Genomic DNA, 23546 nt, shown 5'->3' with positions numbered 1-23546 from the left:
CCGCCTGCGGGAGCCAACGGGCCTCGGCCGGGCGGTCCTTGATGAGACGCAGGCACAGCAGGCCCCAGATGATGGAGGGCGCGCCCTCGATGATGAACATCGTCCGCCAGTCGGACACCTCGATCAGCCATCCGGAGAGCACGGACAGCCACATCACGGTGATCGGATTGCCCAGGATCAGCAGGGAGTTGGCGCGGCCGCGCTCGCCCTTGGTGAACCAGCGGCTCAGCAGCACCACCAACGACGGGAGCACCGCGCCCTCGACGACGCCGAGCGCGAACCGTACCGGTATCAGCTGGCCGGGGCTGCTGAGCAGGCCTTGTGCCGTCGCGAGCACGCCCCAGGCGATCGTCGACCAGGCGACCATCCGGCGGATGCTGCGCTGCTCGGCGTAGATGGTGCCGGGGATCTGGAAGAAGAAGTAGCCGAGGAAGAAGGAGGCCGCGATGAGCGAATCGGTGCCGGCCGAGAGGTTCAGTTCGTCGGCCATGCCGCCCGCGGAGGCGATCGCGTAGTTGGACCTGTCGAGGTAGGCGAGCGAGTAGGTGACGAACGCGATCGGCATCAGATACCGGGCGCGCGTAGAGGACCAGAAGCCCCCGCCGCCGATGCGGGAGGAAGACGACCCTGTCATTTCCGACCCCCTTTTTCCGTGAGATGGAAAGTGTTTCACTGGGCGGGAAGGACGTTACGAGTGTGAGCCCGGCCGGTCAACAGTTGCGGGCGTGGTCGATCCCGCAGCGGTGCCGGAATGTGGCGTGCACGCCCGTCCGGAAGTTCTAAGCGCGAGCACGAAGCACGAACCGAAAGCACGCACCCCGCGGCGTGAGCACGCCGAGGGAACCAGTCGCACGGGCCCGGGCTGCACACCAGCCGCACGGGCCGGAGCCGCAGAAACGAGAGGCCGCACACCGATGTCCGAACACCCCGCGACAAGCGCCCCCGCCGTCGACGTCCTTCTGCCGTGGCCGGACCTCGACCGGAGGCACGGCCCTTGGCCCTCCGGTGTCCGCGTGCACGTCTGGGACGGACGCACTCCCGAGGACGAACTGCCCGCTGAGGCCCTGGAGTCGACCGGTCTGTGGGTGATCCCGTACGCGGTGCCCGGCGCCGAGCGTCTCCTTCCGCGCCTGCCTGCGCTGCGCGCCGTGCAGTCGCTGAGCGCGGGCGTGGAGAAGCTGCTGCCGCTGCTGCCCGAAGGAGCCGCACTCCACAACGGGCGGGGCCTGCACGACGCCAGCACCGCCGAGCACGCGCTCGGTCTCGTCATCGCCGCGCAGCGCGACCTCCCGCGCTGGGTCGAGGACCAGCAACAGGGCCGCTGGGAACCGCACTTCACGCGTTCGCTCGCCGGTTCGCGAGTCGCCGTCATCGGCTACGGCTCCATAGGTGAAGCCCTGGAGAGGCGGCTGCTGGCGTGTGAGGCGGAGGTCGTCCGCGTGGCCCGCAGGGCCCGGCCCGACGAGGACGTGCACCCCGTCACCGACCTGCCCGAGCTGCTCCCCGAGGTGGACATCGCTGTGCTCGTCCTGCCCGAAACCCCGGCCACGGCAGGCCTGTTCGGGGAGAAGGAGATGGCCGCGCTGCCGGACGGGGCACTCGTCGTCAACGTCGGACGCGGCCGGACGCTCAACACCGACGCACTGGTCGAGGAGACCCGCAGCGGACGGCTGCGGGCGGCACTCGACGTCACCGATCCCGAGCCGCTGCCCGGTGACCATCCGTTGCGCCGGTGCCCCGGCGTGCTGATCACACCGCACGTGGCGGGAGGATCGGCGACGTTCCGGCCGCGCGCCGAGCGGCTGATCGTGGAGCAGGTCCGCCGCTACGCGGCCGGCGAACCACTGCTCAACGCCTTCCCGCGCCCCTGACCGGCCCCGCCCCGGCCCACCTGGTCGCGCAGTGCTTCCGGAGCACCGGTGACGCGGCCCTGGACCACCTCCGGAATCCGTACCGGCCCTGACGTGGAGGGCGGGAAAGCTCCAAGAGGTTGACCTGGAGCCCACTCCAGGTCGCAAAGTGGTCGCCATGACGATGACCGAGGGTTACGTGACGATCGGCGAGGCCGCGCGTCATTCCGGGCTCAGCGTGGACACGGTCCGTTTCTACGACCGGGAGGGTCTGCTCGGCGCCCTGCCCCGCAACAGGGCAGGGCGGAGGCTCTTCGACGCCGGCGCGCTCGGCCTCCTCGATGTGCTGGTCGCGCTGCGCCGCACCGGCATGCCGATCGAGTCCGTCCGCGAGTTCAGCAGGCACGCGCGCAGTGGCAACGACTCCACCCGTGCCGCCCGGCTGGCGCTGTTGCGTTCACACGGCGAGCGCGTACGGGCGGATCTGCGGCAGCTCCAGACGGACCTCGAGCTCATCGAATGGAAGGTGGCCGCCTACACGGCCGCCGAGAACGGCGAGGACCCGCCTCCGAGGAAGGACGTGTGATGACAGGCACCCCGGAGAAGGCGGCAACCTGGACCGGACGGACGAGAGTCGGTGCACGGGGCCCCGGCACGAGTGCGCTGGGCATGGGCACCTGGGCGATCGGCGGCCCGTGGACGTCCAACGGCCGCGCGGCCGGATGGGGTGACGTCGACGACGACGTGAGCGTGCGAACCGTCCATGCCTCCGCCGAAGCGGGGGTGAGGCTCTTCGACACGGCGGACTGTTACGGGGCGGGTCACAGCGAGCGTGTCCTCGGCCGCGCGCTCAAAGCACTGCCGCAGTCCGTCCGCTCGGACATCACGGTCGCCACGAAGTTCGGCAACGTCTTCGACGAGGCGAGCAGGGCGGGCGGCGGTACGGATCTCACCCCTGCGGGCATCCGACGGGCATGCGCAGCGAGCCTGCGCCGCCTGGGAGTTGAGGCCATCGACGTCTACCAGCTCCACCCGGGCGTCACCGAGCCGGCCGAGGCGGAGGAAGTGGTCGCCGTGCTCGAGGAGCTGGCGGACGAGGGCAAGGTCCGGTGGTACGGCACGAGTTGCGACGACCCCGAGGTCGTGCGCCTCTTCGGACGGGCGCCGCGGGCCGTGTCGGTCCAGACCCAGCTGAACGTGTTCGGAGGTACCGGCAGGGTGCTCGATGAGGCGCGGACCGGCGGCCTCGGCGTGCTGGCCCGCACACCCCTGGCCATGGGACTCCTGGGCGGACGCTACGGAACGACGCACCGCCCGGCGCCCGGGGACGTCCGGCTGGACACCCCGTACTGGGACTACTTCGACGAGGCCACCATGCCCGCATGGCTGGACCGCCTGACAGCCGTGCGCGAGCTGCTGACGTCGGACGGACGGACCCTGGCACAGGGCTCCCTCTGCTACCTGTGGGGTCTGAGCCCGGAGATCATCCCGATCCCCGGGGCGCGGACGCCGCAGCAGGCGGAGGAGAACGCGAAGGCCCTCGCCCACGGCCCGCTGGAGGAGAGCGTCGTCGCGGAGATCGACGCCTTGCTCGCGGACTCACCGGAGCGTCGATGACGGGATCGACTCCCGGCACCTGTACGTAGGTTCACCAGCCGCCGGTCTTGTCCAGGATGCGCTCGGCCACCCGTACCGAATCCACCAACGGGTGCAGCGCCAGCGCCCGCAGCGCGGCGGCACGCGAACCGTCCGCCGCGGCCTCGATGGCTGAGCGCTCCACGGCCTTCAGCGAGAGGATCAGCCCCAGTTGGTCGGACGCCACGGCCCCCGCCGAGACCGGCCGTGCCCCGCCCGCGTCGACGAGGCACGGCACCTCCACCACGGCCTCGGCGTCCAGGCCCGGGACGGCGGTGCGGTTGGCCACGTTGAGGATCAGGGTCGTGCGCTCGTTGCGTGCGATCGCCCTCATCAGGGCCAGGGCGACGCGGTCGTAGCCGCCGCCGTCGAGGTCGCAGGTGTCGCGCTCCCAGCCGCCGCTCGCCTCACGGCTCTCGGCCATGTAGGTCTCCTCGCGCTCCAGGCGCGTGCGGTCCCAGGCGGCGAACGCGTCGGCGGGGTCTTTCGACCTCAACTCCTCGTAGAAGCGAGCCTGTTGGTCGCGCAGGAACTCACCGCGCGTGGCCTCGGCCTGCTGGATCGAGGCCACCGCCTCGCGGTTGAAGTAGTAGTAGTGCAGATACTCGTTGGGCAGGGCTCCCAGCGCCTGGAGCCAGTCGGCGCCGAAGAGCTTGCCCTCCTCGAAGGACTCCAGCAGGCCCCGGTTCGCGAGGAGTTCGGGCAGCCGGTCCCGGCCGTCCACGACGACGCGGCGCAGCCAGCCGAGATGGTTGAGGCCGACGTAGTCGTAGTCCACGCGGTCGGGATCCGCGCCCAGGGCGCGCGCGGCGCGGCGGCAGAGCCCGACGGGGGAGTCGCAGATGCCGATGACGCGGTCACCGAGGCCCCGTTCGCGGAAGACACGGCTCATCGCCTCGGTCACCATGCCCGCGGGGTTGGTGAAGTTGATGACCCAGGCGTCCGGGGCGACTTGGGCGACCCGTTCCGCGATGTGCACGGCGACGGGGAGCGTGCGCAGCCCGTAGAGCACCCCGCCCGCGCCCACCGTCTCCTGCCCCAGCACGCCTTCGCCGAGCGGGACGCGCTCGTCCCGTGTGCGGCCCTCGAGACCGCCGACCCTGATGGCGGAGAAGACGAAGTCGGCGCCGCGCAGCGCCTCGTCGAGGTCGGTGGTGGCGCGAACGGCAGGGGCGGGACGGCCGTCGGGCTGCTGCCGCGACTGGTGCGCGAGCACTGCCGTGACGGCGTCCAGCCGGGCGGGTTCGGTGTCGTGGAGGACGAGTTCGGTGACGCGTCCCTCCGGGTCGCCGGCGTCCTCCAGCAGAGCCCGGTGGACGAGCGGCACCCTGAATCCGCCCCCGCCCAGCACGGTCAGCCTCATGCCTGGACCACCTCCACAGCTACCTCCACTCCGGCCTCGCGGAAGACCGCGAGGGTGTCCGGGTCGGACGCCTGATTCGTGATCAGTACGTCGATGTCCTGCGGCCCGCAGATCCGGGCCGTCCCCGTGCCGGGGAATTTCCTCGCGGTGGCGAGCAGCACCACCTGGCGGGCGGAGTTCAACATCGCCTGTTTGACCGGCACTTCGACGTCCGTGGTGTCCAGTACCCGGCCGTCCGGCAGCACGCCGCTGGTGCCGAGGAAGAGCCGGTCGGCGTAGAGCTGCCCGAGGCTGGATTCGGTCAGATGCCCCACCAGGGAGCGGTAGTTGGGGCGCACCTGGCCGCCCAGGAGCACCAGGGTGACCTCGGCGTCGTCCTTCAACTCCTCGTACACGGCGAGATTGCTGGTCGCCACTGTGATCTTCCGTCCGTGCAACTGCCGTGCGAGCTGGAGGGTCGTGGTGCCGATGTCGAGGAGCACGACGTCACCGTCCTCGACCTCGGCGGCGGCCCGTCGGGCGAGCGCTTCCTTGTCGGCGAGATCGTCGACGGCCTCCTCGGCGAAGGGCCGCTCGACCGGTTCGCGGGCCACCGCGCCGCCGTAGACCCGCGTCAGCCTGCCCGCCTTGCCGAGATCGTCGAGATCGCGGCGAGCCGTCGCCTCGCTGACGCCCAGGCGCTCGGCGATCTGCCCGACCGGCAGTACACCCTCCTCGCGGAGGAGCCGCAGAAGCTGGCGGTGGCGGTTCTCGCGCAACATGCTCGGCAATGTAGCGCGAGTGAGCGACTTTGCGCGACTGTGACTGGGCTCTTGCACTTCCTGGTCCTGACGTGCAAGGTATCGCTCATCGAATGACGGCCCGGGGGTGGGGCCGGTGCAGAGCCGACGACGTCGGAGGAGGGGGAGGAAGGCAGTGAGCACGACCGGGAGCGCGCAGCCGGCGCCGACGTCAGCGACCTTGGACCCGCTGGCGGCACTGCGCGACGACGGCGGTCCCGAGCAGGACGTCTTCCTGACCGGCACCGTCTTCCTCGACATCATCTTCACCGGGCTCGAACACGCGCCCGTGCGAGGCACGGAGTCCTGGGCACGCGGCATGGGCTCCAGCCCCGGCGGCGTCGCCAACATGGCCACGGCCCTGCGCCGCCTCGGCCTGCGCACCTCGCTCGCCGCGGCGTTCGGCGACGACGTCTACGGCGACTACTGCTGGGAGTCCCTGGCGGACAACGAAGGCATCGACCTGGCGCCCTCACACCGGGCCCGCGGCTGGCACTCGCCGGTCACCGTCTCCATGGCCTACGAGGGCGAACGGACGATGGTCTCGCACGGCCACGAGGCACCGGCCCCCTGCGTCAGCGCCGCCGAACGCCCGCGCTCCCGCGCCTGCTTCACCGCGCTGGCCCCCGGCCGCCTCGACACCTGGGCACGCGAGGCGTACGAGGAGGGCAGCAAGATCTTCGCCGACGTCGGCTGGGACGAGACGGGCGCCTGGGACCCCGACACCCTCGCGGACCTGTCCTACTGCCACGCCTTCCTGCCCAACGCCGCCGAGGCACAGCACTACACGCGTACGGACAGCCCCGAAGAGGCGGTGCGCGCACTGGCCGAACTCGTCCCCATCGCCGTCGTGACGAAGGGTTCGGGCGGAGCGATCGCCGTCGACTCCCTCACCGGGGAGAGCGCCGACGTGCCGGCCCTGCCCGTCCAGGCGCTGGACCCCACCGGCGCCGGCGACGTCTTCGTTGCCGGATTCATCAGCGGGACGCTCGCCGGCTGGCCGCTGGCGGACCGTCTCGCCTTCGCCAACCTGACCGCTGCACTGTCCGTTCAGCACTTCGGCGGCTCGCTCTCCGCACCCGGCTGGCCCGAGGTCGCCGCCTGGTGGCAGTACGCCACCCGTTGCGGGGGACAGGGCGAGGACGTGATGCGTCGCTACCACTTCCTGTCCGAACTGCTGCCCGGAGCCAACCGTGGCTCGGCTCTGCGCCGAGCCACCCCCACCATCGGATTCCGTTCGTCCTGAAGGTGCGGCGGTACGGGCGAAGCGGCCCGTGACACCGCGGGGACGCCGAGAGGAGACTCCCATGCGCTCAGCGAGCACCCGGGGCACCGACCGCCGGCCGGCGGCGGCCCGGAGGCGTACCGCCCCGCTCGTCCTGGCCCTCGGCACCGCGCTGCTCGCCGCCGCCTGCGTACCCGGCACCGACGGGTCGGCGGCTTCGGGAGCGGGAGTGCCCGGCGCCGCCGCCAGCTCCGTGCCCGACCCGGCCAAGGCCGGGAAGGCCACGCTGACCGTGTGGGACCAGGAGGTCCGAGGCGGCCAGAACGACGAACTGGAGCGGCTGAACGCCGAGTTCGAGAAGAAGTACCCCAACGTCCGCATCAAGCGCGTCGCCCGCAGCTTCTCCGATCTGAAGACCACTCTCAAGCTGGCGATATCCGGCAACAAGCCGCCGGACGTCATCCAGGCCAATCAGGGCTACCCCGACATGGTGGCCTTCGTGAAGGCCGGGCTGCTCAGCCCGCTCGACAACTACGCGGGCATCTACGCCTGGAACACCCGTTACCCGGCCACCCTGCTCAACCTCAACCGGGTCTCCGTCGACGGCCGCGACTTCGGCACCGGACGGCTCTACGGCATCTCCCAGACCGGTGAATACATCGGCGTCTACTACAACAAGGACGTACTGGAGAAGGCCGGGGTGGAGCCGCCCGGGACCTGGAAAGAGCTGACCGACGCGCTGCCGAAGCTCAAGGACGAGGACCAACTGCCGGTGCAGTTCGGCAACTTGGACAAGTACCCGGCGATCCACACCTTCGGCGTGCTGCAGAACCAGGCCGGGGGAGCGGAGGAGACACGCGAGAGTGTCTTCGGCCGCGGCGACGGCTTCGACACCGACCCGACGCGGGAGGCCGCACGGACCCTCGCCGAGTGGAAGGAACGCGGCTTCATCCCCAAGGGCGCCAACGGCACCGGCTACGACGACGCGGCGAAGAAGTTCGCAGACGGCAAGGGCGCCTTCCTCATCACCGGGACGTGGCAGCTCCCCGACCTGAAGAAGTCCATGGGCGACAGCCTGGGCTTCATGCCGCCACCGCCCGCGAAGGAGGGCGCCGCCCCCGTGACGACCGGAGGGCAAGGACTGGCCTGGTCGGTCACCTCCAAGTCCAGGCACCCCCAAGTGGCCGCCGCCTACCTGGATTTCATCACCAACAAGCACGCCGCCGACGTGATGACGGAAGAAGGGGTGCTGCCCGCCGTACCCGGCAAGGCGGCCGACGAAGTGCCTGAAGGCACGGTCGACGGGCAGATGATCGACGGCTGGCGGCAGTTGAACGCCGACGACGGGCTCGTCCCGTACCTCGACTACACCACGCCCACCTTCTACGACTCGCTCTCCGCCGACCTCCAGGGCGTCATCGACGGAAAAACCTCTCCGGACGAGCTGGCCACCGCGATGCAGCGCTCCTACAGCGACTTCCAGGACAAGCAGCGAGCCGAAGGGAAGAAGAAGCCGTGAGCACGGCTCCCACCACCGAGGGCCAGGCCCGTCCGCTCGGGGCCCACCCCGAAGGGGACGGCGGCTCGGACACGAACCGGCGGCGCGGCCGCACGATGCGCGACATCGCCGCACGCTACCGCCGCCAGGCGCCGGGAGAGCCCCGCGCCGTCGGCTACCTCTACGTGCTGCCCGCCCTGGTTCTCTACGCCCTCTTCCTGCTCGTCCCGCTCGGGCAGACGGTGTGGCTCTCGTTCCTGCACTGGGACGGCCTGACCGTCGCCACCTGGGCCGGACTCGACAACTACCAGGGCCTGTTGACCGACCCGTCGCTGCGCGGGCCCTTCCTGCACGCCCTGGTTCTGCTGCTGTTCTACGCCGCGCTGCCCGTCGCGCTGGGTCTGCTGCTCGCCTCGGCCCTCTCGCGGTTCCGGGTGCGGGGGACGACCTTCTTCCGCACCGTCTTCTTCCTGCCGCAGGTCCTCGCGATGGTCGTCGTCGGCGTCGCATGGCGCTCGATCCTGGCTCCGGACGGGCTGCTCAACGACGCTCTCAAGTCGGTCGGCCTGGAGTCGCTGACGCGTTCCTGGCTGGGCGACTACACGTGGGCGCTGCCCGCCGTCGGGGCGGTCGGCACCTGGGTGGAGACCGGCCTGTGCGTGGTCCTCTTCCTGGCCGGTACGCAGCGCATCCCCCGCGAGCTGTACGAGGCGGCCCGCATGGACGGAGCCGGCGCGCTGCGCGAGTTCTTCGCCGTCACCCTGCCCGGGCTGCGCGCCGAGATCGCGGTGGCGCTGACCCTGACCATCGTCGCGGGGCTCCGCAACTTCGACCTGATCTACATCACGACCAGCGGCGGTCCCGGCAACGCCACCTCCGTGCCCGCCTACGAGGTCTACCACCGGGCCTTCGAGACCAACGAGGTCGGCTCCGCGGCGGCGATGGGAGTGGGCCTCACCGTGATGATCTTCGTGCTGACGGTCGGCGTCGCACGGCTCGTAGAAGGACGGAACCGATGACCGGCCGTATCGAACGAAGCCTGACCTACGGCATCCTCGCGCTCTTCGCCGTCATCAGTCTCACCCCCGTGGTGGGCGTCCTCTCCTCGGCGTTCGGCCGTCAATCGTCCCTCGACACCGGCTTCTCGCTGCCGGACGGCCTCAACTGGGGTAATTTCGCGGACGCGTGGACCCGGGGTCACTTCGGCACGTACCTGACCAACTCCGTGCTGGTCGCGCTGGTCGTCGTCGTGGCGACCTCCGTGCTCGCGGTCCTCGCCGCGTACGCCTTCGGCGTGATGCGCTTCCCCGGCTCGGATCTGCTCTTCTACCTCTTCGTCCTCGGCCTCACCCTGCCGCAGGAAGCCCTGGTCGTACCGCTCTACTTCGACCTTCGGTACTGGGAACTGACCGACACCTACTGGGCGTTGATCCTGCCGCAGACGGCGCAGTCGCTCGCCTTCGGCGTCTTCTGGATGCGTACGTACTTCCGAAACAGCTCCCGGTCCGTCATCGAGGCGGCCCGCATCGACGGGGCCACGAGCTGGGCGACGCTGTGGCGCATCCTCGTCCCGATGGGACGGCCCGCCCTGTCCACCATGGTCGTCATCGTCTTCATGTGGACCTGGAACGAGTTCCTGATGGCGCTGGTGATGGTCAGCGACGAGGCACACCGCACGGTCCCGCTCGGACTCGCCTTCTTCCAGGGCCAGCACAGCTCCGACACCGCCCTGCTCGCAGCTGCCTCGGTGCTCATCGCCCTGCCGGTCGTCGTGGTGTACGTGGCGCTGCAGCGCCGGTTCATCGAGGGAATGCTCACCGGCGCCGTCAAGGAGTGAGCCGCCGGGGCGCGCCACGCGACGCACCCCGACGGCTGTTCGAGGAACCTCAGGCGGGCGTCCGCTCCTTTGCGGCGCTCTTCGCGGCTGAGGGATGGCGAAGCGCCTGCTCGATCTCCTCCAGCGTGCGCCCGCGCGTCTCCGGGACCCGGCGCAGAACGAAGAGCCAGCAGGCCGCGTTCATCAACGCGTAGACGAGGAACGTCGCGGTACGGCCGAAGGTGTCGACCGCGGTCAGGGCCGTCATCGCGATGACCAGGTCGAACCCCCATACGGCCGTGGTGGCCAGGCTCATCGCCGGGCCGCGCACGGCCAGCGGCAGTACCTCGGGGCCGATGAGCCAGACGACGGCCTGCATGCTCGCGCCGTTGAGGAAGATGTAGGCGAAGAGCGACAGGATGACAGTCCACTTCTGCGCCTCCGATCCTCCTGTGCCCAGGAACGCCAGGGCGAGCACAGCCATCGCGAGCCCCGAGCCGGGCAGCAGCCACAGCAGCAGCCGACGCCGTCCCGTCCGGTCGACCAGAAGGGTGCCGGCGATACCCGCGAGGACGAGCATCACGCCGATGCCGACGCCGGTCAGCAGCGCCGTGGAGTCCCCGAACCCGGCGTCCGTGAGCAGCTTGGGCGCGTAGTAGACCATCGCGTTGATGCCGGTCAGCTGCGAGAACGCGGCGATTCCCAGAGCGACTACGAGCGCCGGGCGCACCCAGCTCCCGCGCAGGGCCCGCCAGCCCGCACCGCGTTCCCTGGTGCGTACAGCCTTGATGTCGGCGATCTCCTCGCCGATGTCCGAGCCGGGTCGGCGCAGCTTCTTGAGAACCGCGGCGGCCTCCTCCGTCCGTCCCTGCCCGACGAGCCAGCGCGGGCTCTCGGGAAGCGGGATCATGCCGACGGCGAGCACGGCGGCGGGGACGGCGGCCAGGGCGAACATCCAGCGCCAGCCGTCGGGCCCCGCCAGCGCGTATCCCACGAGGTAGGAGATGAGCTGGCCGATGGCCACCATGAGCTGGAAGAGCACCATGAGCCGACCGCGGATCGCCGCGGGAGCGGTCTCGGCTATGTAGACGGGGACGGTGTTTGATGCCGCACCGACCGCAAGTCCGAGGACGAACCGGGCGCCGATGAGTGTGCCCGTCCCGGGAGCCACGGCTGCCGCTACGGCGCCCACGGCGAAGAGGACGGCGACCCCGGTCACGACGGGCTTGCGGCCGTGACGGGCGACGAGTGTCCCGGAGACGGGGGCGCCCACCATGGCGCCCACGAGAATGGCGCTGACCACGATCTCCTGAGCCCGCGAGGAGAGCTGGAGGTCCCTGCCCAGGTCCAGGAGTGCGCTGGAGATGATGCCGGTGTCGTAGCCGAAGAGCAGACCGCCGAGAGCGGAGATCGCTGCCACGGCGTAGAGAAGCGGCGGCTGCCGTGCGGGTGGGGGAGCGTCGGTCTGCGGCGATGCGGCGGTCTTCACGTGCGGCCTTTCCACGGTCGTTCGGTACGGCGGGTTGTTCAGCTGGCGGTTCCGGAAGGGGAGTCGGGTACGGCGGCGCCCATGCCGCCGGCGGCGGAGTCGCCCTCCGTCTCACCCATGACGAGGCCCTCGATGGTGTGCTTCTGCACGATCGGCGTGAGCGAGTCGACGACCGGACAGTGCATGTGGCGGCGTACCCGTTCCGGCAGTGCGTCCCAGTACCTCCGGGTGACCGCCATGTCGTGGTGCGCGTCGTTGCCCGCGCCCGGTGCGTCCACGCCCAGCACGAGAACAGGGCGGGACAGCTCGGAATGATTGGCGGTCCCGCGGTGGACGGTGAGGGCCGACCGTACGGAGATGTCCCCGCGCTGCGGGAACTTGCGTACACCGAGCCGCTGGTAGCGGGGATGGTCCTCGCGCGGCGGGAACATGCCGTGCTCGAAGCTGTCGTCGTTGTCCCACTGCGTGCCCGGCGCGATCTCGAAGGGGCCCATGTCCTCGGTGGTGTCGACGCCGGTGAGGTTGAAGGCCAGCGAGTTCAGCCGGCGCCCGGTCCGGGTCACCTGGGGCATGGGGAAGTCGCGGTGCCAGGGTTGATGGACGGCTCCCGCGAACGGTATGTCGAAGCCGAGTTCGACGATCGAGTACTGCGCCCCCAGCACGGCTTCGCACACGGCCCTCACCCAGGGATGGTCGACGAGTTCGACGAAGCCGCGAAGCTGTTCCGGGTGAATCTCGACGTAGTAGCGGTTCGGGCCGCGGCCGACCGCACCACCGGGCCGCTGTCGCGCGTCCTCGTAGGCGTGCTCGATGTCCTCGCGCATGCGGTCGGCCCACTCGGGGGTGAAGGCGCCGCGGCAGGCGCTGACGCCGTCGGTGTAGAGGTCGCGCACCACCTCGCCGACGGTTGCGAAACCGACGGGGGCGGCGCCCGCGGGTGCAGCGGTGACGCCTTCCGTCTGAGTGCTTGCGCTGGTCACAGACAGGCTCCTCTCTCCATGCAGGCTCATGCGGGGGCGCATGAGCCTCACACTTTGCAACGTTGCATGCATCGTGGCAACAGGATGCGGAGGATTTTCTTCCGGCGCGGTTCGGCGTGGGATGATCGGTCCGCCTTGCTGAGTTCGGCAGGCGGCAGTCGAAAGGTGAGGGCCCGGGGTGACGGCGAAGCTGAAGGACGTAGCAGCCAGGGCAGGTGTCTCGGTGCGCACCGTCTCCAACGTCGTCAACAACGCGTCTGCGGTCGCCCCCGCCACCCGTGAACGTGTCCTGCACGCCATCGACGAGCTGCGCTACCGCCCCAACCTCGCCGCACGCAATCTGCGACAGGGCCGCACCGGCCTGATCGGCCTCGCCGTGCCGGAGGTGCGCTCCCCTTACTTCGGTGAGATCGCGGAGCTGCTCATCGATGCCGCGCAGGACCGCGGCTGGACCGTGCTCATCGACCGGACCGACGGCACGGCCGAGCGAGAGCGACGCCTGCTCGAAGGCTCCGAAAAGCACACGGTCGACGGGATGATCATGAGTCCCTGGTCGCTGACACCCGAGGAGCTGGGCCGGCACAGCGCCACGATGCCGCTGGTCGTACTCGGGGAACAGGAGACCGGCGGCACCGCGGATCATGTGGCCATCGACAACGTCGCCGCCGCGAGGGAGGCCACGGCGCACCTGGTGGCGCTCGGCCGTCGCCGCGTCGCGGCCATCGGTCTGCAGCCGCAACTCTCCAACGGCACGGCCGAACAACGTGCGCAGGGATACCGCGAGGGTCTGACCGCTGCGGGGCTGCCCGTCGAGGCCCTGCTGATGCGCACCGTCGCCTCGCTGCACCGGGAGGAAGGGTTCCGCGCGATGCGGGCGCTTCTCGAGGCCGAGCCGTTTCCCGATGCCGTCTTCTGCTTCAGTGACGAGTTGGCGCTCGGTGCTCTGCGAGCGGTCCGCGACCACGGCTTGAGCGTTCCCGCCGACATCGCGTTGATCGGGTTCGACGACATCGAAGACGGGCGCTATTGCGTGCCGTCCCTCGCCACCGTCTCGCCGGACAAGCGGCAGATCGCCGAGCGTGCCCTGCAGTGCCTTGCCGACCGTGTGTACGGGCGGCTCGGGCACTTGCCTGCCCGTCAGGTCACCGTCCCGCACCGCCTGATCGTCCGGGAGAGTGCGGGCGCGTGATCTGGGCGTCCGCGCTCTGAGTTTCGGTTGGCCCCTCGACCCGTCCACCCGCAGGGTCAGAGCAGTGCGTAGACGCACCCCTGCCGATGACGGAGACCGATCACCCCCTGTGTCTCGATCCGTCGAACCAGGCGTGCGTACGCGGCACTTGAAATGGGACATACCAGGACAGGTGCGCGATTCACAAAGAGGGCTGCGCATACGTGCGGACGGGAGGGGCACCCAACAAAGCCTCCCGCGAAATGCGGTGAGACCTGGAACACACGTGTATTACCCGGCCGAAAGGAAAGGGGTGAGACCATGGCGACAACAGGTGACAAAGAGCGTAAAGACAGCCGAAATCCTTCTGAAACGAACCAAGGACGAGGCAGTCGTACGCAGAGCGGCCGTACACAGAGCAGCAGTACGCAATCCAGCCGTACGCAGAACGGCCGCGTGCCGATAGCTGAGGCCATGCGCCTCGCTGCCGGACAGCTCGCCGAACTACTCCAGTGCGACCCGGGTTCGGTCTCTTCCGTCAAACCCACGGATGAAGGCTGGACGGCGGACGTCGAGGTCGTCGAGGTGGAGCGCATCCCCGAGACGACGAGCGTCATGGGTTCCTACCGGGTGCAGCTGGACACGCGAGGAAACCTTCTCGGCTACGAGCGCACACGCCGATATGCGCGCGGGCAGATCGATCAGCGGAAATGATCTTTCAGCGATAACTCCTGGTGGAAACCGGTGAGTTCGCCGCGCGCAAAACCGGACCCGAAAGGAAGTGAAGAACGTGACTGTGATGACCCAAAGCACGAACACGGCCACCGCCAACAGCGGAAGTGGTGCCGGTGGTGGAAATCTCTACGACATTCTCGAGCTCATCCTGGACCGTGGTCTTGTGATCGACGCGTTCGTACGGGTCTCCCTGGTCGGCATCGAGATACTCAAGATCGACGTCCGAGTGGTCGTCGCCAGCGTCGACACCTACCTGCGCTTCGCCGAGGCCTGCAACAGGCTGGACCTCGAGGCGGGCCGCAAGGCACCCACGCAGCTCACCGAGATCGTCGGCGACGCCACGGAGAGCGGTGCGAAGGGCAAGTCCAAGGGTGCGCTGACAGGCGCGGTCGAGGCGTTCAGCGAGTCCCTGCAGAAGGGACGCGACGGCGAGGAGGAAGAGCGGGAGCGGGAGCCGAGGAAGGCCGCCTCCAGCTCGTCCGGCAGCCGTCGCACCCCCCGCCGCAAGGAGGACTAAGGCGTGTCCACCTACATCTACGCCATCACTGCGGCCGACCACCCGAGAAACCTCGAAGGGCTGAAGGGAGTCGGTGACCCCGCCGGAGAGCTGCGCACGATCGCGACGGAGAAGCTGAGCGCCGTGGTCAGCGACGCCCCCGAAGACCTCCGCGCCAAACGCCGAGACCTGGCCGCTCACCAGGCGGTCCTGGAAGCGCTGCTGGCAGACGGTGCCACGCTGCCGATGCGCTTCGGCCTCGTGGGCCCCGACGACGGCTCCGTCGAATCGGTGCTGGAGGAGAACGAGGGCGCGTACGCCGAGCGGCTGTCCGAACTCGACGGCTGCCTGGAGTACAACCTCAAGGTCTCGCGTGAGGAGGAGGACCTGCTGCGCGAGATCATCACCGACTCCGAGGAGATCAGCCGTCTCCGCGAGGTCACCCAGGAGAACCCGATGGCCCAGGAGGAGAAGGTGCGCCTCGGCGAGCTGGTCTCCCAGGAGGTCCAGGCCCGTCAGGAGGCCGACGGCAAGGCGCTGGTGGCGCAGCTTGCCGACGTCGCGCAGAGGCAGACCGTCGCGGAGCCGACGCAGACGCACTTCCTGAACGCCTCGTTCCTGGTGCGGCGCGATGAGGCCGCAGCCTTCTCACAGGCTGTGACCGAGGAGGCCGAACGGCGCGGCGACGCGTACTCACTCAGCCTCTACGGCCCGCTGCCGCCGTACAGCTTCGTGTGATCCCGTCCGACTCCTGTGATCGGAGGGCCCGGCCATGGGCCTCATCACGCAACTCCTGACCCTTCCGCTCGCCCCTGTGCGGGGAGCGGTGTGGGTCATGGACCAGCTCGTGCTCACAGCGGAGCTCGAGTACTACGACCCGGAGCCCGTGCGTCAGCAACTCGCGGAACTCGAGCAGGAGTTGCTCGACGGGCGCATTTCGGAAGAGGAGTTCGACCGACGTGAGGATGACCTGCTCGATGAGTTGGAGTGGCGCCAGGCGCACCATCGGCAACTTCAGGCTCGCTCATGACGACCAGAAGATCGACGCCCGTACACACGGGGAGACAGAGGTTTTCTTCAGATGATGAATAACAGCAAGATAGGTCTGGCGGTTGTGGGGGGTTACTTCCTCGGCCGCACCAAGAAGGCAAAGCTCGCCATAGGCCTGGGAATGGTCCTGGCCGGCAAGAAGCTCAATCTGAATCCGCAGCAGATCCTCAAGACCCTCTCGAACTCGCCCGTCGTCGGCGAGCTGAGCGGTCAGGTGCGCAAGGAACTGGTCGACGGCACGAAGTCGGCGCTCACCTCAGCGGTGACGCAGCGTGCCAACCACTTGGCCGACTCCCTCCACGAGCGCACGCTCGACATGAACGACCCCGAGCGCAACGCGAACGGCTCCGACGCCGATTCCGACGACGACGCCGACAGGGATGACGACGACCGCGCCGAGCGCGACGACAGCGACGAGCGTGAGGAACGCCCCGCACGCCGCAAGGCGCCCGCCGCCACGACGGCGAAGAGCGCGAGGTCCGCCTCCACGAAGGCCGCCTCCAGCAACGGCAGGGGCGGTGCCGCCCGGAAGACCGCCTCCTCAGGCGCCCGCAAGGCCACCGCCGGCACCGGTAAGACGGCGGCGAAGACCGCGTCGGGTGCCGCACGCAAGACGACGAAGCGGGGTGGCGGCAATGGCTGAGTCCACGCTGAACAAGATCAAGGACGAGGTGGCGAAGAACCCGGCCACCGACCGTCTCAAGGAAGAGCTGCAGTCGTATCTGCAGGCGCGTGCGCAGAAGGCCGTGGTCGGTCTCGGCTCGAAGCTGGGCGAGAGCCTCAACACGCTCGCCAACCCCGCCCAGGGCGGCCCCGGCGGACTCGTGGGCAGCCTGGCGAAGGGCGGCAAGGCGCTGAGCGAGGGGAAGTCGCCCGCGCAGGCGGCGATGACCGCCGGCACGTCGCACGTGAAGGAAGCGCTCAAGGACAAGGTCAAGGGATTGTTCGGCAAGGGACGCAAGAGCGGCGGAGGCAAGTCCAAGAGCGTGACCATCGTCGAGGACATCGACGTGGGCGTGCCCGTCCGTGAGGCGTACGACCAGTGGACCCAGTTCCAGGAGTTCAGCACCTTCGCCAAGGGCGTCGTCAGCGTCGAGAAGGCCGACGACGTCAGCAGCAACTGGAAGGTGAAGGTCGCCAAGTCCACGCGGAGCTGGAAGGCCAACGTCACCGAGCAGATCGCCGACGAGCGCATCACGTGGACCACCGAGGGCGCCAAGGGCACCGTCAAGGGTGTGGTGACATTCCACCGCATCACCGATGATCTGACCCGGGTGCTCCTTGTCCTCGAGTACTTCCCGAAGGGTCTCTTCGAGAAGACCGGCAACATCTGGCGTGCACAGGGCCGCCGCGCACGGCTTGACCTGAAGCTGTACCGCAAGTTCATCATGATGCGGGGCGAGGCCACCGACGGCTGGCGTGGTGAGATCCGCGACGGCGAGGTCGTCGTCGAGCACGACGACGCCGTCGAGGAGGAGGAGCAGGCCCAGGAGGGCGCCGACGAGGAGGCCGAAGGCAGCTCCGACGGCGAAGCCGAGGCAGAGGACGAGCACGAGCACGGGTCCGACGCCGAGGACGCGCTCGACCACGAGGACGAGCCCGACGAGGAGGACGAAGACGAGTCCGCCTCGGACGAGCTGGCCGAGGACGAGGAGCCCGAGGACGGCGAAGAACCGGAGGGCGAGCTCGAGGAAGAGGAGCTCGACGAGCCGGCGGAAGAGGAGCCCGAGGACGAGTACGAGGACGTCGAGGAGGAAGAGGAAGAGAGTGAACGCGAAGCACCGGTGCGGCGTCGTCGCACCGCCTCTGCCCGACGCTGACGACTCGATGGGCAGACCACCGAGCAGACAAGGCTGAAACCACGTGTCCGATTCACTGGCCGGCCGTATGGGACCGTCCGCCAACAGGGCGGTCCCGTACGGCCAGCAAGGTTCCTCCGCGAATCTCGCTGACATCCTGGAGCGGGTGCTCGACAAGGGTGTCGTGATCGCGGGCGACATCCAGATCAACCTGCTCGACATCGAGCTGCTCACCATCAAGCTCCGGCTCCTCGTCGTCTCCGTCGACAAGGCGAAGGAGATGGGGATCGACTGGTGGGAGAACGACCCCTCGCTGTCCTCGCGGGCGCCGGGCTCGTCCCGGCAGGAGGCCCTCGCCTCACGGCGCGACAACGGGCAGGACGAGCTGGCCGAGGAGAACGACAAGCTGCGCAAGGAGATCGAGCGCCTGCGTTCGGCCGCCGAGCTCCCTGCCGGTGAGTCGCCGGAGAAGAGCGGACAGAAGACCGGCGACGGGACGGGCAGCCAGACCGCGCGCAAGCGAGGAAGGTCTCAGGAGTGATGCCGGTGCAGGGTCCGGACACGAAGGACGCCGGCAGGCCGGGGTCGGCTGAGGAGCCGGCCCAGGTCTGCTACGTCTTCGCCGTCGGCCGCGAGGGCGAGCCGCTCACGGAGGCGGCACGCGGGCTCACGGGGCCGACGTCCTCCGCCGTGCGCACGGTGTACGGGTCGGGGCTCGGGGCCCTGGTGTGCAGCGTTCCGGCCGGCCTGTACGACGAGGAAGGGCTCAGGGCGCAGCTGGAGGACCTGGAGCGGCTGGAGTCCCTCGCACGCTCGCACCACGCGGTGGTCGCCGCCGCGTACGAGCACACGACCGTGCTGCCCATGCGGCTGGCCACGGTCTATCTCGACGACTCCCGGGTGACGGAGATGCTGGAGGAGCGGAGTTCCGAGTTCGACGCTCTGCTCGCGAAGCTTGAAGGCCACCTGGAATGGGGCGTCAAGATCTACGCCGATCCGCGTGCGGCCGCCGCGCCCGCTGAGGAGAGCGCTTCTGATTCTCCGGCCTCCGGCAGCTCGCCCGGCCGCGATTACCTTCAGCGGCGCAGGAAGCAGCGCAACACGCATCGCGACGCCTACCGTGCCGCCGGCGCCGTGGCCGAGCGGGTCACCGCGCTCGCGGACGGCCTCGCGACCGCGAAGGTCTCGCACCGCCCTCAGCAGGGCGAACTGGCCTCCGGGCCCGGCGAGAACACCGCCAACGACGCCTATCTGGTGTCGGCCGAGCGCAGCGAGGACTTCCGTGCCGCGCTGAGCGGTCTCGCGGAGGACGTCCCGGGCGTGCGCGTCGAGCTCACGGGCCCGTGGGCGCCGTACTCCTTCGCCACGCCGCCCTCCTCGCCGCAGCCGGAAGCCGGCAGTCGGCAGGGGTGAGCGGCATGGATCCCGCGCTGCCCGGCAGCGGTTTCGCGGACGCGGTGGAGGCGGGGGTCGCCTCGGGCCAGAACGGCTTCGCCGAGGAGGACGCCCTCGCCGGCCGTCAGGTCGCGCTCATCGACCTGCTGGACAGGCTCCTGTCCGGCGGTGCGGTGCTGACGGGCGATCTCGTGCTGTCCATCGCCGATGTCGACCTCGTACGCATCAACCTGCGTGCGGTCATCCACTCGGTCACTGTGGACGATCCGGCGCCGTGGTGAGCGCGAACCGGTACCCGAGCGTGATCACGGAGAGGAGCGCCAGGGATGAGCGACGAGCCTGACAAGCTCCCCGAGGCGGTGTCCGCCGACAGCAGGCTGGACGACGTCGCGCGGTCCGCCGCACGCGCCTTCGACCTGCTGCCCGCCGGTCCGGACGAGGCGGCGGGCCGCGGAGACGGAAAGCTGGCCCAGCGGCTGAAGACCGACCCCGACACCGTAGAGCGCGATCTGATGAAACTCGTTCTGACGATCGTGGAACTGCTGCGTCAACTCATGGAGCGCACCGCGCTCAACAGGGTCGACCAAGGCGACCTCAGCGAGGACCAGGAGGAGCGGATCGGCATGACGCTGATGATCCTCCAGGAGCGCATGACCGAGCTGTGCGACCGCTACGGGCTGACGATGGCGGACCTCAACCTCGATCTGGGGCCGCTCGGTTCCCTGCTGCCACGTGACGACGGTTGAAACACCCGGGTGTGGAAGTAGTGCGCAGCGACTGTGGATGTCATATGCAGAGAGGCACGTTTCAACGGCCCGCCGACGGCAACCCGTTGGACATGGCTGACAACGACAAGACCACACGCATTGCAGGAAAGGCCGCCAACGGCACCAAGAAGCCCGCCGAGGCCGGAGAGAAGGCAGGCCGGGGCATCAACAAGGCTGCTGAGAAGACCGGTTCGGCCACCCACTCCGTGGGTGAAGCCGTCGAGGGCGGTGGCCGCAGCTTCGGCGAGGCCACCAAGCGCGTCGGCCACGTCGCGAGCCAGAGCGCGGAGGCAGGCCGTCAGAAGCTCGTCTCCGCGTCCAGCACCGCCGCCACTGCGGCGTCTGCCACCTGGACGGTCGTGAAGAACCGCAAGGGCATCGCCGCCGGTATCGGCACCGGAGCCGTCACCGCCGTCGCCGCTTCCTTCGCGGCAGGGCGGTTCTCGGCCAAGCGCAACGCCGGCCCGTTCACGCGGCTGACCGGCGGACGGCTGTAACACCGGGCGGCGCAGCGCTCAGCTGTGCGCCCGACAGCCACGCGGCAGCTTTTCGATGTCGGTCAGGGGGCGGTCAGAGAGCGGGACAACTCCCGTGCGGGCTGGGGGATTTCACCGAAGTCCTCGTCGTCGTCCGCCACCGGAAGACGGTGGATGACGGCTTCCAGAGCGTGCGGAAGCCGTGGATGACCGCCCCCGTGGCAATCGCTGAGCAGCCCGTGCCTCACGCCTTCCGGCAGCAGCGGCCGAGCCGCGCTGTACGAGCGGTGAGGACGGGGCGACGCGCTCCGGCGCTTCGCCGACGCCTCCGACTGCGCACGCCAGTAGTCCGCGTCACGGAACTCGCCGTGCCGTCGGTGGTGCAGACACAGGCAGAAGGCGGCCGTACGGGACCCGGCGCCCGCCGCGAACTGCCACCAGAACTGGGCCGCTTCGCGGTACCGGGCGAGGTGCAGCAGGCAACCGAAGACGAGCGCCCCTTCGGGGGCGATGCTCTCGTGGTCGTCCACGAGCCGCGAGAGACTGGCCGCGGCCTCCGGTGCGTTGATCACCAGACTGACGGCCAAGTCCAGGTCGTGCGCGGCCTGTTCACAGTCGGTGGGGTACTGCGAGGCCCGTACCGTCGCGGGAGCGCCGGGCGTGGTGGCGGTGGGAGGCGGCGAACCGCCCTGCGAAGGCGCCAAGTTGACGAGAACGCGCTCCCGGAGGCCGGCCACGTCACTCTCGTCGTAGTCGTCGGCGAGCACCTCGGCCTGGCTGAGCAGCGCGTCGATGGTGTGGTGCTCGTGCCTCCCCCGCATCATCCGTCTCCTGTACCGGGCCCCTGCGCCGTACGCAGCTCACGGGCGAGCCTGCGTTTTGCATAGCGTATGTGGGAGCGCACCACAGCTGTCTCGAAACCGAGATAGCCGGCGACCTCCTCCTCGGAACAGCCCAGCACGTAACGCAGCACCACGGCGTCGTACTGCCGCTCGGGGAGCCTGCTGATCGCGCCGTACAGCTCCATCTCCCCCTCCAGCACGGCGAATTCGTCCCGCAGCTCGTACAGCAGCGTCTTGCGGGCGGCGGCGTGGAAGGCCGCGGTCTCGGCCAGCAGGGGCAGTCGCCCCCGCTCGCTCAGCCACCTCGCCACGTGCTCCTTGAGCACGGTCCACGCGTACGCGGTGAGGGACGGCTGGCGCAGCGCGTGCACCCAGTGGTCCATCAGATGGCGGCAGGCGTCCTCGACGACGCGCTGTGCCGCCTCGCGGCCGCCGACCTGGGTGTGCGCGTACCGCAGCCACAGCCGGTGGTGGGACGCGTCGAACGCGTCGAAGGACAGCTGCAGACGCCGGCGCCCGTCGTCGGCCTCGGCCTCCTCCGCTCTTGTCGGAGACTTCGCCGGAGCCGTCGCCGGACCGGGCGGTCGGTCGTCCTCGGCGCCCATGAAGGAGCCCTCTCGCCAGAGATTTTCGGTCGGGCAGTCCGTGCAACGGACGTGAAGATTCCGCGTGCATGCGGAGCCGGGGGAAATACTACACAGAGTAAAACGATGGCTACCCTCCAGCCCTCCTGTCCCGGCGTATCCCCGCGTGGCCGGTCTTCTCCCCCCGGCCGGGGGCGTACTGGGCAAGTTGGCCGAAGTGACGCACGATGGCGGCCTGATCGCGCCGCATCCCGTGGTGCGAGACGAGAAGAGGGGCGGATTCCGTGGTCGCTGACGAGGGCGCATTGGACCTGGAGCTGGACCGGGCCCACTCGGCGAGGATGTATGACTACTTCCTCGGGGGCACCACGAACTTCCCGGCCGACCGTGAGGGAGCGGGCCGCGCCATGGCCGGATTCCCCGCCGTCATGGTCGCCGCCCGGGCCAACCGGCAGTTCATGCACCGTTCCGTCCGGCACCTGACACAGATGGGAATGCGCCAGTTCCTGGACGTCGGCACGGGCATACCGACCTCGCCGAACCTCCACGAGATCGCGCAGGAGACGGCCCCCTACGCCCGCGTCGTCTACACGGACAACGACCCCATCGTCCTCACCCACGCCCAGGCCCTGCTGCGCAGCAGCCCGGAGGGCCGCACCGCCTACTCGCAGGCGGACGCCCACGACCCCGAAGCGCTGATGAAGTCACCCGAGCTGCACGAGACCCTCGACATGAGCCGCCCCGTCGCACTCAGCCTCATCGCGCTGCTCCACTTCATCCCGGGGCAGCGCATCGCCCACGACATCGTCGACTACTTCAAGGACGCCCTGCCCTCCGGCAGCACCCTGACCATCAGCCACGTCACCCCGGATTTCGACTCCGAGGCCATCTCGCGGGCCATCGGGGCCTACGAGGCGGCGGGCACCACCGTGCAGGCGCGCACCCGCGAGGAGGTCGCCCGCTTCTTCGACGGCTGGGAGGTCCTGGACCCCGGCATCACCGCGACGCACCGCTGGCGCCCCGACACGGCGCACGACCTGTACCAGGTCACCGACGCCGAGGCGTCCTGCTACGGCGCCGTGGCCCGCAAGCCCTGACGGGCCCGTCGATCCGGTCGCACATTCAACCGTCCGCGGCGCGTGTCGTGCCATGTGAACCGATTCGTATGTGCTTGTTAGCAATCGCGGAGGAGGGGTAATCGGGGGACTGATTCAGCCGCAAGACAGGAGGAGTCATGCCTGCAGGATCGAACGCCAAGCGTGAGCGGCAGTACGAGCACATCAAGGCGGGCGCCCAGCAGCGCGGCGCCTCCCCTGGCCGTGCCAAGGAGATCGCATCCCGGACGGTGAACAAGGAGCGGGCACGCACAGGCGAAGCCGACCGTGCCAGCCGTACGTCCACCAAGGGCAAGTCGGCCTCCGCCCGGGGCGGCAAGCGATCAGGCAACCGCATGGCGCCCAAGAGCGGTCCCACCCGCGACCAGCTCTACAACGAGGCCAGGCAGCGCGGGATCCAGGGACGCTCTTCCATGAACAAGCGGCAGCTCGAGAAAGCACTGGGCCGCTGATCGGCTACGCGGGCGCCACGCGGGAATCGAGG

The 23546-nt window shown here is 69.5% G+C and carries 28 protein-coding genes; 21 read left to right on the top strand and 7 right to left on the bottom strand.

Annotation, left to right across the window (positions count from 1 at the left end; translation table 11 throughout):
* Window positions 1–634: MFS transporter (locus tag H5J26_RS08560; protein WP_181765129.1), on the bottom strand; the 634-nt coding region annotated here is incomplete at its 3' end.
* Window positions 635–914: 280 nt separating this feature from the next.
* Here H5J26_RS08560 and H5J26_RS08555 point away from each other — a divergent pair.
* The 3 genes from H5J26_RS08555 (at window position 915) to H5J26_RS08545 (ending at window position 3467) form a co-directional block, all read left to right on the top strand.
* The gene (locus tag H5J26_RS08555) at window positions 915–1871 is read left to right on the top strand and encodes a 2-hydroxyacid dehydrogenase (RefSeq protein ID WP_181765128.1); all 957 of its coding nucleotides are present in this window, start codon (window positions 915–917) and stop codon (window positions 1869–1871) included.
* Window positions 1872–2028: 157 nt separating this feature from the next.
* Window positions 2029–2436: a MerR family transcriptional regulator gene (locus H5J26_RS08550; RefSeq protein ID WP_210771119.1), complete on the top strand. Its 408-nt coding sequence runs from the start codon at window positions 2029–2031 to the stop codon at window positions 2434–2436.
* On the top strand, window positions 2436–3467 hold the full coding sequence (locus tag H5J26_RS08545; RefSeq protein ID WP_181765126.1) for an aldo/keto reductase: 1032 nt from the start codon (window positions 2436–2438) through the stop codon (window positions 3465–3467). Before H5J26_RS08550 ends, H5J26_RS08545 begins: the two co-directional genes overlap by 1 nt.
* Before the next feature lie 31 nt (window positions 3468–3498).
* Here the strand turns inward: H5J26_RS08545 and H5J26_RS08540 are convergent, their stop codons facing one another.
* Together H5J26_RS08540 and H5J26_RS08535 are read right to left on the bottom strand one after the other, a co-directional pair.
* Window positions 3499–4848, bottom strand: a complete 1350-nt coding sequence (locus H5J26_RS08540) for a 6-phospho-beta-glucosidase (RefSeq protein WP_181765125.1) — start codon at window positions 4846–4848, stop codon at window positions 3499–3501.
* Complete coding sequence (locus H5J26_RS08535) at window positions 4845–5609, bottom strand: DeoR/GlpR family DNA-binding transcription regulator (RefSeq protein WP_181765124.1); 765 nt, start codon at window positions 5607–5609, stop codon at window positions 4845–4847. Before H5J26_RS08535 ends, H5J26_RS08540 begins: the two co-directional genes overlap by 4 nt.
* Window positions 5610–5763: 154 nt before the next feature.
* Here H5J26_RS08535 and H5J26_RS08530 point away from each other — a divergent pair, with 154 nt between their 5' ends.
* From H5J26_RS08530 to H5J26_RS08515, 4 genes are all read left to right on the top strand, one after another.
* On the top strand, window positions 5764–6873 hold the full coding sequence (locus tag H5J26_RS08530) for a PfkB family carbohydrate kinase (RefSeq protein WP_181765123.1): 1110 nt from the start codon (window positions 5764–5766) through the stop codon (window positions 6871–6873).
* A 61-nt stretch (window positions 6874–6934) separates the two neighbouring features.
* Window positions 6935–8371 (top strand): ABC transporter substrate-binding protein, encoded by a 1437-nt coding sequence (locus tag H5J26_RS08525; RefSeq protein ID WP_181765122.1) that lies wholly within the window; start codon window positions 6935–6937, stop codon window positions 8369–8371.
* 95 nt (window positions 8372–8466) lie between these two features.
* Window positions 8467–9369, top strand: a complete 903-nt coding sequence (locus tag H5J26_RS08520) for a carbohydrate ABC transporter permease (protein WP_181765136.1) — start codon at window positions 8467–8469, stop codon at window positions 9367–9369.
* Entirely contained in the window at window positions 9366–10187 is an 822-nt protein-coding gene (locus H5J26_RS08515) for a carbohydrate ABC transporter permease (protein WP_181765121.1), read from the top strand. Before H5J26_RS08520 ends, H5J26_RS08515 begins: the two co-directional genes overlap by 4 nt.
* Before the next feature lie 49 nt (window positions 10188–10236).
* Here the strand turns inward: H5J26_RS08515 and H5J26_RS08510 are convergent, their stop codons facing one another.
* Both H5J26_RS08510 and H5J26_RS08505 read right to left on the bottom strand, forming a co-directional pair.
* A complete protein-coding gene (locus tag H5J26_RS08510) occupies window positions 10237–11670 on the bottom strand; it encodes a sugar porter family MFS transporter (RefSeq protein ID WP_181765120.1) in 1434 nt (477 codons plus the stop codon).
* Window positions 11671–11693: 23 nt separating this feature from the next.
* Entirely contained in the window at window positions 11694–12551 is an 858-nt protein-coding gene (locus H5J26_RS08505; protein ID WP_309237838.1) for a phytanoyl-CoA dioxygenase family protein, read from the bottom strand.
* Window positions 12552–12813: 262 nt separating this feature from the next.
* Between H5J26_RS08505 and H5J26_RS08500 the strand changes: the two genes are divergently transcribed.
* From H5J26_RS08500 to H5J26_RS08445, 12 genes are all read left to right on the top strand, one after another.
* A complete protein-coding gene (locus tag H5J26_RS08500; RefSeq protein WP_181765118.1) occupies window positions 12814–13824 on the top strand; it encodes a LacI family DNA-binding transcriptional regulator in 1011 nt (336 codons plus the stop codon).
* A 153-nt stretch (window positions 13825–13977) separates the two neighbouring features.
* Complete coding sequence (locus tag H5J26_RS31935) at window positions 13978–14517, top strand: gas vesicle protein (protein ID WP_309237836.1); 540 nt, start codon at window positions 13978–13980, stop codon at window positions 14515–14517.
* 85 nt (window positions 14518–14602) lie between these two features.
* Window positions 14603–15055, top strand: coding sequence for a gas vesicle structural protein GvpA (locus H5J26_RS08490; protein ID WP_181765116.1), 453 nt, complete (start codon window positions 14603–14605; stop codon window positions 15053–15055).
* Between the two features lie 3 nt (window positions 15056–15058).
* A complete protein-coding gene (locus tag H5J26_RS08485; RefSeq protein ID WP_181765115.1) occupies window positions 15059–15772 on the top strand; it encodes a GvpL/GvpF family gas vesicle protein in 714 nt (237 codons plus the stop codon).
* Between the two features lie 34 nt (window positions 15773–15806).
* Entirely contained in the window at window positions 15807–16064 is a 258-nt protein-coding gene (locus H5J26_RS08480; RefSeq protein WP_181765114.1) for a gas vesicle protein GvpG, read from the top strand.
* Window positions 16065–16115: 51 nt separating this feature from the next.
* On the top strand, window positions 16116–16727 hold the full coding sequence (locus H5J26_RS08475) for a hypothetical protein (RefSeq protein ID WP_181765113.1): 612 nt from the start codon (window positions 16116–16118) through the stop codon (window positions 16725–16727).
* Entirely contained in the window at window positions 16720–17904 is a 1185-nt protein-coding gene (locus tag H5J26_RS08470; RefSeq protein WP_181765112.1) for an SRPBCC family protein, read from the top strand. Before H5J26_RS08475 ends, H5J26_RS08470 begins: the two co-directional genes overlap by 8 nt.
* A gap of 43 nt (window positions 17905–17947) precedes the next feature.
* Window positions 17948–18424 (top strand): gas vesicle protein, encoded by a 477-nt coding sequence (locus tag H5J26_RS08465; RefSeq protein WP_419183770.1) that lies wholly within the window; start codon window positions 17948–17950, stop codon window positions 18422–18424.
* A gap of 5 nt (window positions 18425–18429) precedes the next feature.
* Entirely contained in the window at window positions 18430–19296 is an 867-nt protein-coding gene (locus H5J26_RS08460; protein ID WP_309237835.1) for a GvpL/GvpF family gas vesicle protein, read from the top strand.
* A gap of 5 nt (window positions 19297–19301) precedes the next feature.
* Window positions 19302–19559 carry a gas vesicle protein gene (locus H5J26_RS32230; protein WP_181765110.1) on the top strand — a complete coding sequence of 86 codons (258 nt, stop codon included), beginning with the start codon at window positions 19302–19304 and terminating at the stop codon, window positions 19557–19559.
* 45 nt (window positions 19560–19604) lie between these two features.
* Complete coding sequence (locus tag H5J26_RS08450) at window positions 19605–20024, top strand: gas vesicle protein K (protein WP_181765109.1); 420 nt, start codon at window positions 19605–19607, stop codon at window positions 20022–20024.
* A 92-nt stretch (window positions 20025–20116) separates the two neighbouring features.
* Window positions 20117–20542 (top strand): hypothetical protein, encoded by a 426-nt coding sequence (locus H5J26_RS08445; RefSeq protein WP_181765108.1) that lies wholly within the window; start codon window positions 20117–20119, stop codon window positions 20540–20542.
* Between the two features lie 62 nt (window positions 20543–20604).
* On the opposite strand, the gene H5J26_RS08440 is transcribed toward H5J26_RS08445, so the two are convergent.
* Window positions 20605–21345, bottom strand: a complete 741-nt coding sequence (locus H5J26_RS08440; RefSeq protein WP_181765107.1) for a hypothetical protein — start codon at window positions 21343–21345, stop codon at window positions 20605–20607.
* Window positions 21342–21968 carry a sigma-70 family RNA polymerase sigma factor gene (locus H5J26_RS08435; protein WP_181765106.1) on the bottom strand — a complete coding sequence of 209 codons (627 nt, stop codon included), beginning with the start codon at window positions 21966–21968 and terminating at the stop codon, window positions 21342–21344. Before H5J26_RS08435 ends, H5J26_RS08440 begins: the two co-directional genes overlap by 4 nt.
* 263 nt (window positions 21969–22231) lie before the next feature.
* On the opposite strand from H5J26_RS08435, the gene H5J26_RS08430 reads away from it, so the two are divergent.
* Together H5J26_RS08430 and H5J26_RS08425 are read left to right on the top strand one after the other, a co-directional pair.
* Window positions 22232–23044, top strand: coding sequence for an SAM-dependent methyltransferase (locus tag H5J26_RS08430; RefSeq protein WP_309237834.1), 813 nt, complete (start codon window positions 22232–22234; stop codon window positions 23042–23044).
* Window positions 23045–23181: 137 nt separating this feature from the next.
* The gene (locus H5J26_RS08425) at window positions 23182–23514 is read left to right on the top strand and encodes a plasmid stabilization protein (RefSeq protein ID WP_181765105.1); all 333 of its coding nucleotides are present in this window, start codon (window positions 23182–23184) and stop codon (window positions 23512–23514) included.
* Window positions 23515–23546: the final 32 nt, after the last annotated feature.

The organism is Streptomyces albidus (ex Kaewkla and Franco 2022), assembly GCF_013870515.1.
Taxonomy (GTDB): Bacteria; Actinomycetota; Actinomycetes; order Streptomycetales; family Streptomycetaceae; genus Streptomyces; species Streptomyces albidus.
Note: the sequence above shows the minus strand (reverse complement) of the source record. Positions and strands in the feature narration are given on the sequence as shown.

Excerpts from the sequence above, each read along its gene's own strand:
- H5J26_RS08555 (WP_181765128.1), top strand. The coding sequence starts at position 915 with ATGTCCGAACACCCCGCGACAAGCGCCCCCGCCGTCGACGTCCTTCTG.
- H5J26_RS08475 (WP_181765113.1), top strand. The coding sequence starts at position 16,116 with ATGATGAATAACAGCAAGATAGGTCTGGCGGTTGTGGGGGGTTACTTC.
- H5J26_RS08550 (WP_210771119.1), top strand. The coding sequence starts at position 2,029 with ATGACGATGACCGAGGGTTACGTGACGATCGGCGAGGCCGCGCGTCAT.
- H5J26_RS08525 (WP_181765122.1), top strand. The coding sequence starts at position 6,935 with ATGCGCTCAGCGAGCACCCGGGGCACCGACCGCCGGCCGGCGGCGGCC.
- H5J26_RS08450 (WP_181765109.1), top strand. The coding sequence starts at position 19,605 with ATGAGCGACGAGCCTGACAAGCTCCCCGAGGCGGTGTCCGCCGACAGC.
- H5J26_RS08425 (WP_181765105.1), top strand. The coding sequence starts at position 23,182 with ATGCCTGCAGGATCGAACGCCAAGCGTGAGCGGCAGTACGAGCACATC.
- H5J26_RS08440 (WP_181765107.1), bottom strand. The coding sequence starts at position 21,345 with ATGATGCGGGGGAGGCACGAGCACCACACCATCGACGCGCTGCTCAGC.
- H5J26_RS08470 (WP_181765112.1), top strand. The coding sequence starts at position 16,720 with ATGGCTGAGTCCACGCTGAACAAGATCAAGGACGAGGTGGCGAAGAAC.
- H5J26_RS08445 (WP_181765108.1), top strand. The coding sequence starts at position 20,117 with ATGGCTGACAACGACAAGACCACACGCATTGCAGGAAAGGCCGCCAAC.
- H5J26_RS08490 (WP_181765116.1), top strand. The coding sequence starts at position 14,603 with ATGACCCAAAGCACGAACACGGCCACCGCCAACAGCGGAAGTGGTGCC.
- H5J26_RS31935 (WP_309237836.1), top strand. The coding sequence starts at position 13,978 with ATGGGACATACCAGGACAGGTGCGCGATTCACAAAGAGGGCTGCGCAT.
- H5J26_RS08435 (WP_181765106.1), bottom strand. The coding sequence starts at position 21,968 with ATGGGCGCCGAGGACGACCGACCGCCCGGTCCGGCGACGGCTCCGGCG.
- H5J26_RS08480 (WP_181765114.1), top strand. The coding sequence starts at position 15,807 with ATGGGCCTCATCACGCAACTCCTGACCCTTCCGCTCGCCCCTGTGCGG.
- H5J26_RS08515 (WP_181765121.1), top strand. The coding sequence starts at position 9,366 with ATGACCGGCCGTATCGAACGAAGCCTGACCTACGGCATCCTCGCGCTC.
- H5J26_RS08545 (WP_181765126.1), top strand. The coding sequence starts at position 2,436 with ATGACAGGCACCCCGGAGAAGGCGGCAACCTGGACCGGACGGACGAGA.
- H5J26_RS08540 (WP_181765125.1), bottom strand. The coding sequence starts at position 4,848 with ATGAGGCTGACCGTGCTGGGCGGGGGCGGATTCAGGGTGCCGCTCGTC.
- H5J26_RS32230 (WP_181765110.1), top strand. The coding sequence starts at position 19,302 with ATGGATCCCGCGCTGCCCGGCAGCGGTTTCGCGGACGCGGTGGAGGCG.
- H5J26_RS08535 (WP_181765124.1), bottom strand. The coding sequence starts at position 5,609 with ATGTTGCGCGAGAACCGCCACCGCCAGCTTCTGCGGCTCCTCCGCGAG.
- H5J26_RS08520 (WP_181765136.1), top strand. The coding sequence starts at position 8,467 with ATGCGCGACATCGCCGCACGCTACCGCCGCCAGGCGCCGGGAGAGCCC.